The 15,855-nt window shown below is 58.7% G+C and carries 13 protein-coding genes; 1 reads left to right on the top strand and 12 read right to left on the bottom strand.

The window, feature by feature from the left end:
- Positions 1-44: 44 nt before the first annotated feature.
- The 10 genes from ACOYW2_RS21790 to ACOYW2_RS21835 all read right to left on the bottom strand — a co-directional run bounded on the left by ACOYW2_RS21790 (position 45) and on the right by ACOYW2_RS21835 (position 10,547).
- The gene (locus ACOYW2_RS21790; RefSeq protein ID WP_482418064.1) at positions 45-1,214 is read right to left on the bottom strand and encodes an OmpA family protein; all 1,170 of its coding nucleotides are present in this window, start codon (positions 1,212-1,214) and stop codon (positions 45-47) included.
- A gap of 443 nt (positions 1,215-1,657) precedes the next feature.
- Positions 1,658-2,458 carry an alpha/beta fold hydrolase gene (locus tag ACOYW2_RS21795; RefSeq protein ID WP_482767975.1) on the bottom strand — a complete coding sequence of 267 codons (801 nt, stop codon included), beginning with the start codon at positions 2,456-2,458 and terminating at the stop codon, positions 1,658-1,660.
- A 145-nt stretch (positions 2,459-2,603) separates the two neighbouring features.
- A complete protein-coding gene (locus tag ACOYW2_RS21800; protein ID WP_482767976.1) occupies positions 2,604-3,284 on the bottom strand; it encodes a hypothetical protein in 681 nt (226 codons plus the stop codon).
- A gap of 11 nt (positions 3,285-3,295) precedes the next feature.
- Positions 3,296-3,622 carry a hypothetical protein gene (locus ACOYW2_RS21805; RefSeq protein ID WP_482767977.1) on the bottom strand — a complete coding sequence of 109 codons (327 nt, stop codon included), beginning with the start codon at positions 3,620-3,622 and terminating at the stop codon, positions 3,296-3,298.
- A 42-nt stretch (positions 3,623-3,664) separates the two neighbouring features.
- Positions 3,665-4,276: an RNA polymerase sigma factor gene (locus tag ACOYW2_RS21810; RefSeq protein ID WP_482767978.1), complete on the bottom strand. Its 612-nt coding sequence runs from the start codon at positions 4,274-4,276 to the stop codon at positions 3,665-3,667.
- 456 nt (positions 4,277-4,732) lie between these two features.
- Positions 4,733-5,848, bottom strand: a complete 1,116-nt coding sequence (locus tag ACOYW2_RS21815; protein WP_482767979.1) for a hypothetical protein — start codon at positions 5,846-5,848, stop codon at positions 4,733-4,735.
- A gap of 10 nt (positions 5,849-5,858) precedes the next feature.
- Positions 5,859-7,226: a TIGR01777 family oxidoreductase gene (locus tag ACOYW2_RS21820; protein WP_482767980.1), complete on the bottom strand. Its 1,368-nt coding sequence runs from the start codon at positions 7,224-7,226 to the stop codon at positions 5,859-5,861.
- 414 nt (positions 7,227-7,640) lie between these two features.
- A complete protein-coding gene (locus ACOYW2_RS21825) occupies positions 7,641-8,627 on the bottom strand; it encodes a GAF domain-containing sensor histidine kinase (protein WP_482420007.1) in 987 nt (328 codons plus the stop codon).
- Positions 8,624-9,676: a hypothetical protein gene (locus tag ACOYW2_RS21830; protein ID WP_482767981.1), complete on the bottom strand. Its 1,053-nt coding sequence runs from the start codon at positions 9,674-9,676 to the stop codon at positions 8,624-8,626. The genes ACOYW2_RS21825 and ACOYW2_RS21830 overlap by 4 nt, the downstream gene beginning before the upstream one ends.
- On the bottom strand, positions 9,669-10,547 hold the full coding sequence (locus ACOYW2_RS21835; protein ID WP_482420010.1) for a transglutaminase-like domain-containing protein: 879 nt from the start codon (positions 10,545-10,547) through the stop codon (positions 9,669-9,671). Before ACOYW2_RS21835 ends, ACOYW2_RS21830 begins: the two co-directional genes overlap by 8 nt.
- 752 nt (positions 10,548-11,299) lie before the next feature.
- Between ACOYW2_RS21835 and ACOYW2_RS21840 the strand changes: the two genes are divergently transcribed.
- The gene (locus ACOYW2_RS21840) at positions 11,300-12,310 is read left to right on the top strand and encodes a serine/threonine protein kinase (protein WP_482767982.1); all 1,011 of its coding nucleotides are present in this window, start codon (positions 11,300-11,302) and stop codon (positions 12,308-12,310) included.
- Between the two features lie 19 nt (positions 12,311-12,329).
- Here the strand turns inward: ACOYW2_RS21840 and ACOYW2_RS21845 are convergent, their stop codons facing one another.
- Both ACOYW2_RS21845 and ACOYW2_RS21850 read right to left on the bottom strand, forming a co-directional pair.
- Entirely contained in the window at positions 12,330-13,772 is a 1,443-nt protein-coding gene (locus ACOYW2_RS21845) for an NADH-quinone oxidoreductase subunit N (RefSeq protein ID WP_482767983.1), read from the bottom strand.
- Positions 13,773-13,962: 190 nt separating this feature from the next.
- On the bottom strand, positions 13,963-15,537 hold the full coding sequence (locus ACOYW2_RS21850; protein WP_482767984.1) for a complex I subunit 4 family protein: 1,575 nt from the start codon (positions 15,535-15,537) through the stop codon (positions 13,963-13,965).
- Positions 15,538-15,855: the final 318 nt, after the last annotated feature.

Consider the following 15,855-nt stretch of genomic DNA (forward strand, 5'->3'; position numbering starts at 1 on the left):
TTTCATGGTCCTTTCAACACATCAAACCGAATAAGCCCGGTGGATCACTGCAGGGGCCTGAGTTCCACCCGACGGTTCTGCTTTCGCCCTTCCTCGGTCTCGTTGTCCGCCACGGGATTTTCCTCGCCAAAGCCCTGGTACTCCAGGCGCCCTTCGGCAACCCCTTTGCTCACGAAATACTCCTGCACGGCCTTGGCACGCCCTTCGGAAATTCGCTGGTTGGCCGCATCGCTTCCCTCGCTGTCGGTGTAGCCTTCAATGGAAACCCGCACATCGGGGTTGGTCATCAGAATCTCCACCACCTCGTTGAGCAGGGGAAGGAAATCGGACTTGATGCGGGTCTCGCCCGTATCAAAGGTCAACCCCTGGATCACCCAGCACCCGCGGCTGTCCACCACGGCCCCCTGGGGTGTGTCCGGACAACGGTCCATGCTGTCTTCCACCCCGTCACCGTCCGCATCGGCTATCACGGGGCAGCCCAGCTCATCCACGGGCTGGCCTGCGGGGGTGTTCGGGCACACATCCATGTCGTCGGGAACCCCGTCCCCATCGGAATCCAGCACCACAGGACAGCCAAGCTCATCCACGGCCTGGCCTGCGGGGGTGTTGGGGCAGGCGTCCACATCATCGGGGACCCCGTCGCCGTCACTGTCCATCACGGCCATGGGCTCCTCTGCGGCGGCTTCACGCTTGCCGAAACGCCAGCTGATCCCAAGCTGCCAGGCAAGGTTGTTGTAAAAGTCATCAAAGGGCATGACGTGGCGAAGCTCGGCCCTCAAGTCCAGGTTGTCCATGATGGCGTATTTGAGACCCGCTCCGTACTCGGCCATGAAATCGGTCTCGGAGTCCCCCACGTCCGGGTCCAGGCGCAAGGCACCCGCCCCGATAAGCACAAAGGGCCTCAAGGCCTCCTCGGGCATGAAATGGTAAAGGGCGTCCAGGGAATAGCGCTGACCGTCCACGTCCACATCGAACTTTTTCGTCTCCGTGGAGATCCAGGTAAAGCCGCCTTCCAGCGTGCACCGCTGGTTTATGGCATACCCCAGGGCAAGCCCCATGGTGTACCCGTCATCCAGATTCTGGTTCCCCTCGAAAATGTGCCCTCCCACCATGGGGGAGAGGTCAAAACGATAGTCCGATCCTTCGGCGCTCGGCTGCCCTGCCCAGACCATCACCACGGCAACCAGAGCCAGGGCTTTCATGCATCGTTTCATACTGCCTCCTTTGTCCTTTGTATCGTGGATTGCCTTGCGAAGCCGTTTCAACGAAAAAACATGCCTTGCCGACCAAACCTCATGAACCTGAGACCAGTATGCGCGAGATGACGTGTCGATGTACGCCGGGGACGTAGAAAAATGCAGTTCAAAAAAAGGTGCTGTAAGGAAGAATTCCTGACGCCGCATCCTTGATGGCCGGTGCCAAGGACATTGAAAAAATGCTGAGATGTTACGATATATATCCGGGCAAGGCGGGTAACTGCCCCTTTGATACGGCGGAAAAGGGACCGCGGCTTAAAGCAGCCCCCTTTCCCCGGTTAATGGAGGAAGTATACACCAACGGCACGCCGATATTCAATCAGCAATCCCTTAAATTCATTAAAAAAACACTTCAACCCCAAACATTCTGCCGCAACCTGGCCTTCTACACGGGGCAAAAGTCAGTTGAGGCAGGTGTGCCGCCTGACATGGGCCGCGATGATGGGGTTCACCTTGGGGCCGTGGGTCAGGGGCGCCATGTGGCCGGCATCCACGAGGTGGTAGTCCACATGGGGAATCACCCCGGAAAGGGCACGGGAAATTTCATAAGAGAGCGCCGGACTCTGACGTCCGGCCATGAGACAGGTGGGGGCTTCAAGCTTTCCGTAGCGCCCCATGCGAAGCCCTTTGTGCGCGGACGCAAAATAGTCCAGGGGCATCTTTTTGACACACCCGGCCAGCGTCTCCTGGACCTCCGAGGGTAACAGATCGAACAGCCCGTCCCCGCTGAAAAAATCCACGAACATGGAGGCCCCCGTCTTAAGATTGCCCCGGTTGATCTCCTCGATGACCGACCCCATCAGGGTTTTCTGCTTTTCGTAGAGGGCGTCGTCTATTTCACGAACCACGTGGTTGGCCATGGGCTCATACAGGGAGATGCTGCGAATGCGCTCGGGCATCTCCAGGGCCAGGTGCATGGCCACGGCCCCGCCGTAGGAGTGCCCCACCAGGTGAAACGGGGTGTCGCCGGGAACATCATGGGCAAGGGCCCGGCGAATGAGGGTCAACTCGTCATCCAGGGTAAAGTCCCCTGCCTGTTCATCAGAAACGGACGGGGCATCCCCGTACCCCCAGAGATCCACCGCCACCACCCGATGGGTCTGCTTCAGCTCTTCCATCAGGGAAACCCACTGCACCTTCGAACTCATGGAGCTGTGGAGCAGCACCACAGCCTCCCCTTCGCCTTCGGACACCCAACCCATGCCTATCCCCCTTGATTTGCCGTAATAAATAAAAAACCCCGATGCCTCATTGGAGGCATCGGGGTTCATGTTAAAGGCCTTGCACGGCATGTCAAGGATGTTGGGCCCACGCCCGCTGTCAAGCCGTGAAACGTTGCCAGAGGCATCACCGATCCCGTTTGAAAGCACGACCCCGATGGCTGAGCGACAACCAGTAGGTCTCCAGCTGCTCGGGGGTGAGAACCTCCTGAATGGGTCGGGCCATCTCGCCATCGCCCTCAGCGCCCCGCGCCACCCGAAGGAAGTCGAACCCCTCTGTGGTGTGCATCACCCGAGCCACAACCTTCTGTGCATTCACTCGCCGGGCCACCATGGGTTTCAGGGTCTCTTGCTGCTCCGGGGTCAGGGAGAGGACCGCCGTCAGCTCTGCCATCACCTCTTCGGCGCTCTTGTCCGCCCAGGGCAGGCGCCAGCTGGTACGGAACATATTGAAACGCCTCGCCTTCCGTGTCTCTGAGAGAAGCCGTTGGTACTGATCGGGCGTCAATACCTCCACAATCAGGGAATACCGTTTCCGGATAATCGCGTTGATTTCGGCCAGGGTGCGATCGTGAAGCTCCACCAGCTCTCCTCGCAACCCGGTAAGAAGGGGGTCTACGGCCCGGCCCTGATCCGGAGTCAGGTCGATGCGGCCCACCATGCGCGCAATGATCATGGCCGCAGGGGGGCCTCCGTGGACAAACCGGCGCACCTTATGATGCGTCACCTGGCGAGCCGTAAAAAAACCGGCCAGGGCCCCCAGTGAAAAAATCAACCCCACCCCCACCATGAGCTTTACTCGTTTCATGACAACCTCGATCAAAACATGTAAGCGATCAGGTGCTCGACATACACCGACGTGTCTATCAGCGCCAGGTTCAACAAGTCTTCACTCCCATGGGACCAAAGCGCCAGTATCACGGCGAGTCCGCCCGCCGCAAGGGAGGTCAGGGGAACAAGGCGCCAGACGGCCTCGGAAAACCCCTCCTCCTGCGGTCTTGCCGGGTGAACCCGGAGACGGGCCACGTCTCTCATCACCCCGGCCTGGAAGGCCTCCGTCTCCTGCCGGCTCTGCCACAGCCCCGACGTGGCCTGTCGGTCTTTCAAGGCCCGCATCAGACGGATGTCCCACTGTTTTTCTTTCATCACACGTACCTCCTCCCGGGCCACTCACCGGGCCGACGCCCTTCAGGTGATTTTTTCAAGAACAAGGCGCAGTTTCCTGCGGCTTCGAAAGGCGTTGATTTTCACATTGGCCATGCTCATATTCAGAAAAAGCGCCACCTCACGGGTCGAGTACCCCTCCAGGTAGTAAAGCTCCATGATCATGCGCTCCCGGGCGGACAAGGCGCCGAGGGCAAAGGAAAGCACCTCTTCAGCGGTCTTCCGGGTTTCATCGGCGTGGAAACGACGGTGGGAATCGGCGGACAGCACAGCATCCATCCACTCCGCCGAAGGCAGGTCCCCCCCGGGCACGAGGGAGCTCACCGGCGTCTCTTTGCAGCGCATCTCCCTGCGCCAGAAATCATAGCAGGTGCGCACGGCCACCGTGGTCAGCCATGCCCGGAACGAACGCCCCAGGGTAAAGGAACCCAGGGACCCGTAGGCCCTGACAAACACGTCGTGTGCCACCTCCTCGGCCTGGTCAAAGGGCACATGCCTGCCGACAACACGCCCCACATGCGGGGTATATTTCACCAGCAGTGCCTCATAGGCATTGACATCCCCCGACAGCACGCGCCTCACCACCACGTCGTCGTCGCATGTGTCAGGCATCTCGTCTTTCGGATAATTCTCCATCGCCCGCTCAACCCAGCCCGTTCCGCGCCACAGTCTTTCCGGCCTGCCGTCCTGCTTTATCCCCCTTGCGGACCCTGCCGGAATCCCCCCGCCGTTTCAGACATATTCTCCTTATGGGTCGTACGGGACAGGCAAAGCGTTACAAAAAAACGGCCTCTCACCCCCTGAAAAGGCAGCCCGTTGTTTTTTTCCTTTCAGGTGTAACCCCCGCCCGGTTGCAGGCGACTACAACAACAGAAAACCGTGCCGTTCGGGTAAACAGGCCGCCATGGGCATCTCACCTTACGGCAATGGCGGCAGGAGCCAACCCGTGACCGGACGTTGCCTTACTTCCCCCCAGAAAAGAGGCGCCATCGCCTGGTCACCCCCCGCAAGCCCCTGCCGACCCAAGCGCCCCGCCATGCAGCTTGCATGACGGGGCGTTTAAATTCCCGGGTCGCACCAGCCCTTTGCATGTCAAGCGATCACAGGCTCGATGTCGTCTTCTTCGATGAGTTTCCCGCTGAAAAACATCAGGTAGAGGAACACCCCGTACCCCACCGTGGCCACCACCGCCATGGTGGCAAGGGCATCCCCCAAGGGGACGGCCACGGCCACCAAGAGCCAGTGGCCTGCGATGAGTTGTTTTGAGTTGAGGCGAATGGGAAAGTCAAAGCGCCGGTAGATCACCGCCAGCCCGCTCAGGTTCCACCCGTAAAGGGCGGCCACCGCATGGAGCCGAAGCAGGAGATCCCCCCAGCGAAGGTAGCCGTCGGACATGATCTCAAGGAGAATGTACGCAATGCCGGTAATGGCCGTGTACAAAAGGAACAGCATGCCCGACACCAGAAAGCTCTTCTGTTGCAGCCCCTTCACGTAGGTAACAAACAGGACAAAAATGAGGATGACCGTGAAAAAAAGCACCAGGGTCACGGCCACCTGAGGCCACAGGGACCCGGCCACGATAAAAAGAAAAAAGACAATCACCCCCAGGTTCACCGCCCAGAAGGCAAACTGGCTGGCCACGCTCATAAAGGGCTTTTTCAGGTCCGGGATCAGGGAAAACATGACGCTCATGGTGATCAGGGACACCGGAAAGGAGAACCCCAGGAAAAAGGTGTCGATGCTCAGGGTCTCCAAGGTAAAGAGATGAAGCCAGGCATCGTTTAAAATCACCAGCACCGAGGCAAGGAGCCCCAGGACCAGGCAGAGCAGGGAGGCATGGGCAAACCGGTCGGATGTGGTGTGCCCCCTTAAGAAAAACTCCTTGGGAAAAAAGGAGTAGGCATTGCAGCGCACACTCTCGGCGATAATTGCCAGGCCCAGGCCGCAGACCGCAGCCGGGACAAAGAGCTCCAGCCAGGCAAAAACGGCAAAGACCACGGAGAAGACCAGGAAAAAGCGCACCCGTACCGACATCCCTTTTTTGTTTTCGATATAATAGAGGATGGAGGTCCCGCCTGAGGTGAGGTTGAACAGAAAGATATGAAGCCGCTCAAAGTTATGGGCTCCGGGCACCATGTGATGCAGGTAGCCGAACCCCAGGGCCGCCACCATGATGAACATAAACAGCAGTCGGTATCGTTTCCTCAAAGCAAATCTCCTAAAGCACTTCGGAAAGAGCGTCGGCAAGGGTGGGATGGACAAACCCGTACCCGCTCTGTTCTAGAACGCCGGGCAGGGCTTTAACGCCTTCCAGCAACACCTCCCGCCCCATCTCCCCGAAGGCACCGGTAATAACCGCCGCAGGAAGCGTGGTGAAGGAGCAACGATTCACACTCGATGCAAGGGTCCGGGCAAAGGCCCGATTGGTGACGGGGTGAGGCGCGGTGAGGTTCACCGGGCCTTCCAGGTCAGGGGTCCGCAGGACATGGCCCACGGCCCCCAGGACATCTTCCATGGAGACCCAGCTCATGTACTGATCACCGCGACCAAAGGTCCCCCCCAGCCCGGCCTTGAACACAGGAAGCAGCCGTGCCAGCGCTCCGCCTGCAGGGGTCAGCACCACCCCGATACGCAGAGTGACCAGCCGACCACCCGGCCGGGTCCAGTTGGCGGCGGCGGCCTCTTCCCACCGCCTGCAAACCTCCGAAACAAAGGACCCGCCGCAGGAGGCGGCCTCGGTCACCGCCTCTTCACACCGGTTCCCGTAAAACCCCACGGCCGACGCCGACAGAAAAACCCTCGGGCCGTCTTTGTGCCGGGAGGCGGCCCTGGCCAGAAGGGCGGTGCCATCCAACCGGCTCTTCATGATCCGCTCACGCTTTGCAGGCGTCCATCGGGCGTTTCCGATGTTTTCTCCGGCCAGGTGAATCAGGACATCGCAGCCCTTGAATTTTTCGTGTTCCACGGTCCCTGCCACCGGGTCCCAGGCGATCTCATGGGCCCCCGGGGCCCTTCCCCTCACCAGGGACATCACCCGATGCCCCTGGCTTCTCAACCACGGCACCAGGGCCGAGCCGATGATTCCGCCGGCTCCGGAAACAGCAATGGTAAGGCGAGGCTCCCCCGCAGCGGCAAGGCGCGAGGCAATGTCCCGTGCGGTGACGGCATGGCGATAACGAAACATTCGCGTTAGCTCTCTGTCCGCAAAGGACCCGGCCACGGCGTGGGATAGGGGCGCAAGGGGAAGGCGGTATTGAATGGTATCGGTAAGAAGGCAGCCCCCGTCGTCTTCGTCAAACCGGTGGGTATGCTCAAAGGCCGCAAAGGGCCCCCTGACCATGGTATCGGTGAAGCCCCGATCACGGGAACAGGCGGTATGAACGGAATGCCAGTGAATGGGCAGGGGCCCGAGCTTCAGGGTCAGGGAGGTGGTGGCGCCCTCTTCCAGCCCCCCGCGCCGAACCAGGTTCCGGTAAGCCACCCAGGGCGGGGTCAGGCGATGTACAACCCCGTCGCCCCCGTGCCAGTCATAAACCTCACGGGCTGAACAGTTCAGTCGAAGCCGCCGTATAAATCGTCGATGCATCCAGGCCCCCATGGGGTTGATGTGTCGGTCTGAAAGCGATGATGAAGGCACGAGGGGCCGGAGCCTTATAGATACACACAGGGCGCGGTCATCGGACATGTGCGCCAGAATCGTTCCGTGATCCCGGGTTCTTCGTGCCTGTAACCATACCAGAGGCATAGTACAGGACCGGGGAAGCACGCAACACAAAACCCCCTTGGCCCGGATGACCATGGAAGAAAAACAAACGGACCGTTGCGTGCCCACAGGCCACTGGCAACGGCCCGTTCTCGGGCGTTCCGGTCAGACGCTCCCGAATCGTTCATGGGAAAGCGACCACATCAAAGGCATAAAGTGCGACCACACGTGATGACTTCGGAAAATCGGACAGGTCAAAAAAACAACGTGTCGTTCACGACGTTCTGTTCGATTGCCTCACCCTTCCGGCGGCCGGACAGCCCCTTCCTCCTTCTCCTCTTCACGCTCCAGGGGCACCTCCACCACGATCTCACACCCCTTCTCTGGAGACGAATAGATGCGAAAGGTTCCCTTCATGAGGCGGGCCCGCTCCTCCATGTTTCGCAGCCCCATGTGTCGCCCGCAGGAGACCCCGCCCTCCAGGGCCTGGGGCATGAATCCGCTGCCGTTGTCGCGAATGCGAAGGATCAGGTTGGGGTGAGAAAAAACCAGGCGGATGAAGACCTTGTCGGCGTAGGCATGCTTGTAGATATTGGCCAGGGATTCCTGGATGATGCGGAAAAAATTGATTTTCGTGTCGTACTCAAGGAGGGCCTCACGGACCCCTGCCACCCGGAAATCCACCTCCACCCCGTATTTTTCCGAGTAATCCGCTGCGTACACCTTGATGGTATGCACCAGGCCGAACTGAGCCAGTGACGGTGGCTGCAGATCATAAGCAATGTTGCGGACCGAGTCGATGGAGCCCTTCAGAACCGACACAAAGGCCTGGAGGTCCCCGGGTGGCACCGCCTCTTTCCGGGACGCCATCTCCTGCATCATCCGGGCGGTAATCATCAGGGAGCCCAGGTCCTGGGCCACGTGGTCGTGAAGATCAAAGGCGATGCGTCGCCGCTCATCTTCCAGTCCCTTTTGTACCTGCTTGCGATAGCGCCGCTCCCGTTCGGCCAGCTCTCGCCGCTTGCCCACGTTGTCGATGCTGAGCCCCACCTGGGTGGCCACCCCGATAAGAAGGCTTAAGTCTCCCTGGGTCAGGGCCCGCTTGCCGTGGAGGTTGGCTGCCACCAGCACCCCCGAGATCCGCCCTTCCATGGTCACGGGCACCACCAGAAGGCTCTCCAGGGCCTGGACATCGGGGAAATCAGGGCCGAACAGCGTGGTCTCGGAAAACCCCTTCACCCCGTTGACCACGATGTTCTCTTTGTTCCAGAGCACCCGGGTCATGGACTCCGTCCTGGTGTACCACTCCCCTGCTCCTTGAAATGATCCACCTGGGCCGGGGTGTACCCCACCTGGGAGGCCAGCTTCAGCCGCTTGCCGTCATAAAAAAAGAAGGCAATGCGGTCGTAATCCAGGTGCCGGGCCATGACATTGATCACCCCCTGGGCCCCACCCTCCTGGGAGTCGGTCATGGCTGCTTCCTGGCTGATGCTCTTGATCAGCAGCGAGTGCCGGTTGCGGATGTTGTCGTCTTCTGCCAGGTCCCCGGCATAATTCCCCTGGGCCTGGATGATGTTCAGCAGCTCCTCTTCCCGCTTGTGATGAGCCACCCCCCCAAGGCCCGCGATCGCGAGAAAAAGAGAACAGCTGAGCAACAGGACAAGGGGTGACGGAAACAGCACCGCCATCCCGATGCCCAGGGGCGCTCCCACCACAAAGGCACGATTTCGCATCCGACGCCACACCACAGAAGGCGCCGCGCTCCAGGTCACCTCAAATCGGCAGGCTTCGCCCCCTTTATGGATGCACTCCGTGTGCTTCACATGGGCAAAGGCATTGGTAAAAAGAAGCCCGACAGCCTCCAGGATTCCCACGCACACATCGCACTGATAGGGTTTGATAGCGGTTCCGGGGGCCGGGCGACAGGTCATCTCCGCCGACTCTTTTCCCGTGAGGTGGGCCGTGGCGTGGACACCTCTGCTCACCTTGCAGTAATTACGCTCAATGGTGGAAAAAAAGGCGGACGGAGAGACCATGCCCAGAATGAACTGCCGGACCACCCACATCTCTTTGGAGCGGATGATATACCGACCGGCTTCCCTTGCGAACTCCGGGCTGCCGCACATATCCATGAGAGAAAAATAGTACTTGTCGCACTGATCCTGGGTAAACCAGTGGCCTGGATCATCGATCTCGTACTTGCGAATTCCGGCGGCTTGATACACCGGTTCCAGGCTCAACAGTGCATACTTCTCCCGGGCGTAGTTGTCACAGAACTTAAGCAGACGACTGTTGTACAACGCCCCGGAGGATGCATTCTTTTTTTTACACACATGCAATGCGCCTGTCATCATCTCTCCAGTGTCCACCCTGAGCCCTTGGCATCACCTTCACCGAGACCCCTGGCGTGTTTATGAAATGTCCGGGAGCATCTGCGGCTCCCGGTTCATCCGGCGAATAAATAGGACGCATCTCAGATACTGCCAGAAAAGATAGAGATGAAACTTCTTCCGGAACAGGTACTTCACAAAAAGTGGCTGCAATTCGTCGCAGCTGGAGACCACGGCCAGCAGCATGCCGGACGTAGGTGCTGCCCATGAGGGCACGGACGCCCTTGCCGTTCTTTTTGGCTTTGAGCATCTGGTCGTCAATGGAGGGGACCGGACAGGACACGTTGAGGATATCGTTGGGGTCTAAGTGCAGCATGGCGTGGTTCTTGCCGTCCCAGTCCACCAGCTTGGCCGTGGGGTTAAAATGCCCGGTGGCGCGGCAAAAATCGTAATCATCCGACGGGTCCACCTGAACCCAGCGCCCCTCGAGAAAAACAGCGCCATAGACGTGCACGGACTCCGCACTCATAAACTGCCGGAACAACGGAAGCATCACCGGTCCGAAGTAACTTTTCCCCTTGACCCGAAGCACACCGTACCCGGCGGGAAGCCCGGCGGCACGACACATGGCCACAAACAGGTTTGCTGCGTTGGTGCAGGTCCCTTCACGTTCGTACAGGGTCTCGGAAGCCCGCTTGTGCCAGTCCCCCACACGATAGAGAATTTTATCGCGCACCCAGTAAAAAATCGCCACGGCTTTTTCCGTGTCGTTTGTGATGGTCGCTGTCACAGCTCGTGCCTGCCGAATCACATCGGGATGATCGTAATCGCAAAACCGGGTCGTCTTGAGATACTCTGCCTGAGGATGAGTCATGTCCGCCTCCGCTTAGGTTTTTGGAATAACGTTGTCAAATCAGACTTACGGCATCAAATAGCTATAGATATTACGAACCAGGGCTGTCGCCTGGATATAATGCATGGCGGCATGGGCCCATGACTGAATCCGGGGACCTTGGCGGTCTGCGGCCCATGTGAGGTAGATCTCAAAGTATTGTTGTGCGTTCAGAAATGCTGTTTGTGCTTTCAAAGCCCCAGGATCCATGACGGTGGGTTCACCCTTGTCAAACAGGCATGGAGGGGCTTGGAAAAAGGGGAATACCGGCAGGATTGTGAAGAAAGCAATACAAGGAAAGAAAATCGCACGGGGACACAAAAGCAAGCCAGTGCATCAACGTCAGATGCCTGCTGACAGGTTAACAACCCGTTGTTGCGGGGCATCGTCTCGGTTCTTGATGCCCTTCGCCATGACGATGTCATGGTTCCCAGCCCCAGGCCATTGTCGCGCCAATCCGACATGGAGATGTATTGCGGGATCATTACTATGCAAGGTGTTGACTACTCGACAGGCCGGCACACCCGATCTTATGGTCAAACACTATAGCACAAAGCAATCATAAATGGACATATTTTTACTCACAAAACAGAGTATTTATTCTCTCGCGACACCCGCAGAGTATTTCCCGGCACATCGTATATCGCGGCATCGCAATGGGCGAAAGGCCATCAATCGCCGAAGGGCGGGCCCCGCTGTTTTCTCCGGGGGCAATATCTGCTATACGTACGCCTATGAAAGATGACACATCATATCCAGAAGACGGCTTTTCATCCCTGACCCCGGACGTCCTGCTCGGCGCCGTGGAACAGGCCGTGGGCGAGCGCCTCACAGGGCTCACCTCCCCCTTGCCAAGCTACATCAACCGGGTCTATGAGCTGTTGGCGTTTTCTGGCAAGCGCTATGTGGTAAAGTTTTACCGCCCCGGCCGCTGGAAAAAAGAGGCCATCGAAGATGAGCATCGCTTCATGATGGACTGCGTGGCAAACGAGATTCCTGTGGTCCCCCCCCTTGCCCTTTCCGACGGGTGCACCCTGGGCGAGGTGAACGGCATCCTCTTTGCCGTCTTTGACAAGCGCTCCGGCAGGGAGATGGAACTCAACACCGACGAAGACTGGCGCAGGGTCGGAACCCTCCTGGGCAGGGTCCACATGACGGGGTCAGCCGGTTCAAGCCCCCACCGGGTCCACCTTCACCCGGAAAAATCCCTGAAAGACGACATCGACTGGCTCCTCTCCGGCCGGGACATCCCGCCCCACATGACCCCGGAGGTCAGAAAGGTTCTGGAATCGGTCCACGACGAAGCACGCCGGGCCTTTGATGCGGTCCCGGATGCGGACATCATTCGCCTCCACGGGGACTGCCACCTCAAAAACTTCCTGTCCAGAGACCACGAGGGCCTGCTCATCATCGACTTCGACGACATGGCCACGGGCCCGGCTGTCCAGGACATCTGGCTGCTCCTGCCCGACCGGGTGGCAAGCTGCCGCCGGGAGTTCAACCTCCTGCTCGAAGGCTACGAGCAGTTCCGGGAATTCGACGACCGCACCCTGCGCCTCGTGGAGCCCCTGCGCGCCATGCGCATGATCTACTTTCTGGCCTGGTGCAGCCGCCAGAGGCAGGACTACCGCTTTAAGACCCTCTTTCCCGACTGGGGCTCGGAAAACTTCTGGCGCGCCGAAATGAATGACCTCACCCGGCAACTGGACCACATGGGCGAATCAGCCCCTTCGGGTAACATGTAAAGGGCACACAACAAACCGTCTATCGCACCATCAGGGTTCCCACCGCCATTTCCGCCACCTCCATGAAAAACTGGGGAAAAATCCCCACCAGGAGGATGGCGGCCATGAGGCCGATGCCGAGAAGCGAGGCGGGCTTGCCCACGGGCAGGGTTTCGCCCGGGTCCTCTGCCGGGGAGTAGGCAGCGCGCACCAGCTTCAGATAGTAAAAAGCGGAAATCCCGGCGTTGATCACGGTGATGATCACCAGAGCGTAAAGGGATTTTTGAATGGCGGCGGTAAAGATGAAGAGCTTGCCGAAAAAACCCACCGTGGGCGGAATCCCTGCCATGCCAAAGGCCCCCACGGCCAGGACCAGGGCCAGCATGGGAGAGCGTCGGTACAACCCGGTCAGGGAGTCCATGGTCACATTTTCCCCTTCCTGTCCCACATGGTAAACCACGTAAAAACAGGCCAGGTTCATCATCATGTACCCGGCGATGTAGTAGACCGCCGTGGCAAACCCCAGAAGGTTCACACAGAGAAGGGCCACCATCACGTACCCGGCGTGGGCAATGCTGGAGTAAGCCAGAAGACGCTTCACATCCTCCTGCACCAGGGCCGACAGGTTGCCCAGCACCATGGAAAAAACCGCAAAAGAGGCCAGTATCCAGTTGAAATCCCCAAGCTCGGTTCCGGCGGCAAGGGAGATGAACCGGATGAGAAGGGCCACGGCCCCTGCCTTGGGAATGGTGGCCACGAACCCGGCGATCAACCAGGCCCACAATCCCGGCGCCCAGAAATGCATGGGGGAAACAGGGCCAGCTTGAAGAAAAACCCGGCCAGCATCATCACCAGCCCCACAATGAGCATGGGGCTTGCCCCAAGAAGGCCCGGGGCCACGGCCCCCGAGATCGGCAAGGTACGTGGTGTGGGCGATGCCGAAAACATAGCTCATGCCAAACAGAGAAATGCCGCTGGCAATGGCCCCGAACAACACATACTTGATCCCCGCCTCCATCTGCTCCCGATGCCTGGCCCCTGCCTTTCGAAAAGGAATAATCACATACAGGGCAAAGGAGGAGACCTCCAGGCTGATAAAAATGGTGATGAGCTCCACGGCGCTGGACACCAGCCCTGCCGCGCTCACCGTCACAAAAAGAAAGTACTCGGGCCGCAGCTTCTCCTCAATGCCCTTGAGCCCCTCCCCCATGACCAGCACCACAAACAGCCCCATGGTAATGACGATCTTGAAGAGCTGGGAAAAGGCGTCCACCTGATACGCCCCGAAAAACAGGTCCCCCTCCTGGCCCCAGGATGCCACCGCGCACACCACCACCGTGGCCCCCATCACAAGGGACGCCCCGTACACACGCTTCACATTCCAGGAGGCAAGGCTCGCGAAAAAAAGCACCAGCGCCATGGCCATCAACGCACACTCAGGCAGAAAAATCAGCAAAATGTCCACCCCATTCCCCAATTTCAAGCCATGCCTCCGGCGGCCCTGCCGGGGGGCCAAACTTTTGAAAAGTTTGACAAACAGGTTTTCAGTAACTATTTCGGCTCACTCGAATGTCATTGTCTACCAATCGATTTAGCCTGACGAGTAACCGGAAAGTTTTTGCGGAGCTTTTTTCAAAAAGCGACCCGCCGGAGGCAGGCTTTTGTGTTAATCCTTACGGCTGCGCCCCGTCCATGCAACGCCCCGGTTCCAGTGAAGAGTGCAAGGTGCCATGGGGGAGCTCACGTGCCTCCTCCACCTGCTGGAGCAGGTGGGCGAGGCTGGGCTCCATGACGCGGATCAAGGGCTTGGGATTCAGGCCGATCCAGAAGACAAAGACCAGCAAAAAGCCCAGGGTCACGATTTCGCGCAGGTTCAGGTCCCAGAGTGTGTGCCCCTTGCCGTCATCTGCGTGGGCGTGCCCGTCGGAGTCGGCCCAGACCATGGCCTGCACAAGGCGAAGCATGTAGGCCGCGGCCAGAATGGCCCCCAAAATGGCGATGAGTCCCACGGTGGTGCTCACCTTGAAGGCCGAGACAAGCACGAGAAACTCCCCCACGAAGCTGTTGGTCCCCGGAAACCCGAAGGAGGCCAGGGAAAAGACGACCAGGTAGGAGACATAGGCAGGCATCAGCATGCCCAGGGCCTTGTTCTCCTCGATCTCCCGGCTGTGGGTGCGCTCGTAAATGATCCCCACCAGGATAAAGAGAGCGCCGGTGACAATGCCGTGGTTGATCATCTGGAGCATGGCCCCCTGGAGCCCCCCTGTGGTCAACAGAAAAATCCCCAGGGTCACAAACCCCATGTGCCCCACGCTGGAATAGGCGATCAGTTTTTTCACGTCGCTCTGGCCCAGGGCCAGGTAGCCCCCGGCCACAATGGAGATCAGGGAAAGCCCGATGAGCCAGGGCACAAAATAAAGGGTGGCGGCAGGTGTCATGGGCAGGCAGAACCGCAAAAAACCGTAGCCCCCCATCTTCAGCAGGATGCTGGCAAGGATAACGGAGCCGGCCACCGGGGCCTCCACGTGGGCCGCCGGAAGCCAGGTGTGAAGCGGAAACATGGGTATCTTGATGGCAAAGGCAAGGGTAAAGGCCAGAAAGAGCCACACCTGAAAGCCAAAGGGAAAGCCCACGTCCATCAAGGCCGGAATGAAAAAAGTACCGCACCGGATGTAAAGCACCGCAATGGAGACCAGCAGAAACACGCTGCCCAGCAGGGTGTAGAGAAAAAATTTGATGGAAGCGTAGTCCCGACGCTCCCCGCCCCAGACAGCGATGAGCAGGTACATGGGCACCAGCATCGCCTCCCAGAAGATAAAAAAGAGGACCAGGTTCAGACTCACGAAGACCCCGATCATGGAAGCCTCCATGAGAAGCAGCACACAGATGAACTCCTTGTGGCGCTCCGTAATGTACGTCCAGGAACAGAGAACGCATAAAGGCATGATAAGGCTCGTCAACAGCACCAGAAGCACACTGATGCCGTCCACCCCCACCACGTAACTCAGGTCAAGGAAGGGAAACCAATGGGCCACCTCGGCAAACTGGTACAGGGCCGTGCCGTGCTGAAAGGACGTGTACAAAGGCAACGAAAGCACCGCCGTTGTCGTGGTCACCACAAGCCCCCATGCCTTCAGCACCTTCTCCCCCTGAAGGAAAAAGGTCACCAGCCCCCCCACAAGCGGCAACAACACAAGGATCGATAAAACAGGATAGCCCAACGTGTTTGCAATCAGATAGGTGTCCATACGTCCCCAATGTCAGTAAAACGAGAAAGAAATGAGCCTTCTATGATTAAAGAAAAAACCTGCCTCCGGCGGCGAGGTGAGCCACCTCGAAAGCTTATTGCCATTGCGCTTTGCCCTTCGTTCCTCAGGGCAAAGCGCAATGGCCTTCGGCTCGGGCTGCGCCCGTAAGGAAGTCGGTCGGTTTAGGTGCAGACTTTCGAATTCCATCGCTAAAAAAACACACATCCTCATTTTTACAATTCATTGACCATACCAACAGCATGTACCTGCCAGTAATCATGCACCCTGTACTTGCCACGGGCGAAGCCCGTCAGGGAA

It is taken from the genome of Desulfoluna sp. CLI2B (assembly GCF_056847375.1).

What these genes read in the sequence shown, in the direction of transcription:
- ACOYW2_RS21790 (WP_482418064.1), bottom strand. Translation starts at nt 1,214, where the DNA reads ATGAAACGATGCATGAAAGCCCTGGCTCTGGTTGCCGTGGTGATGGTC.
- ACOYW2_RS21795 (WP_482767975.1), bottom strand. Translation starts at nt 2,458, where the DNA reads ATGGGTTGGGTGTCCGAAGGCGAAGGGGAGGCTGTGGTGCTGCTCCAC.
- ACOYW2_RS21800 (WP_482767976.1), bottom strand. Translation starts at nt 3,284, where the DNA reads ATGAAACGAGTAAAGCTCATGGTGGGGGTGGGGTTGATTTTTTCACTG.
- ACOYW2_RS21805 (WP_482767977.1), bottom strand. Translation starts at nt 3,622, where the DNA reads ATGAAAGAAAAACAGTGGGACATCCGTCTGATGCGGGCCTTGAAAGAC.
- ACOYW2_RS21810 (WP_482767978.1), bottom strand. Translation starts at nt 4,276, where the DNA reads ATGGAGAATTATCCGAAAGACGAGATGCCTGACACATGCGACGACGAC.
- ACOYW2_RS21820 (WP_482767980.1), bottom strand. Translation starts at nt 7,226, where the DNA reads ATGCATCGACGATTTATACGGCGGCTTCGACTGAACTGTTCAGCCCGT.
- ACOYW2_RS21825 (WP_482420007.1), bottom strand. Translation starts at nt 8,627, where the DNA reads ATGACCCGGGTGCTCTGGAACAAAGAGAACATCGTGGTCAACGGGGTG.
- ACOYW2_RS21835 (WP_482420010.1), bottom strand. Translation starts at nt 10,547, where the DNA reads ATGACTCATCCTCAGGCAGAGTATCTCAAGACGACCCGGTTTTGCGAT.
- ACOYW2_RS21840 (WP_482767982.1), top strand. Translation starts at nt 11,300, where the DNA reads ATGAAAGATGACACATCATATCCAGAAGACGGCTTTTCATCCCTGACC.
- ACOYW2_RS21850 (WP_482767984.1), bottom strand. Translation starts at nt 15,537, where the DNA reads ATGGACACCTATCTGATTGCAAACACGTTGGGCTATCCTGTTTTATCG.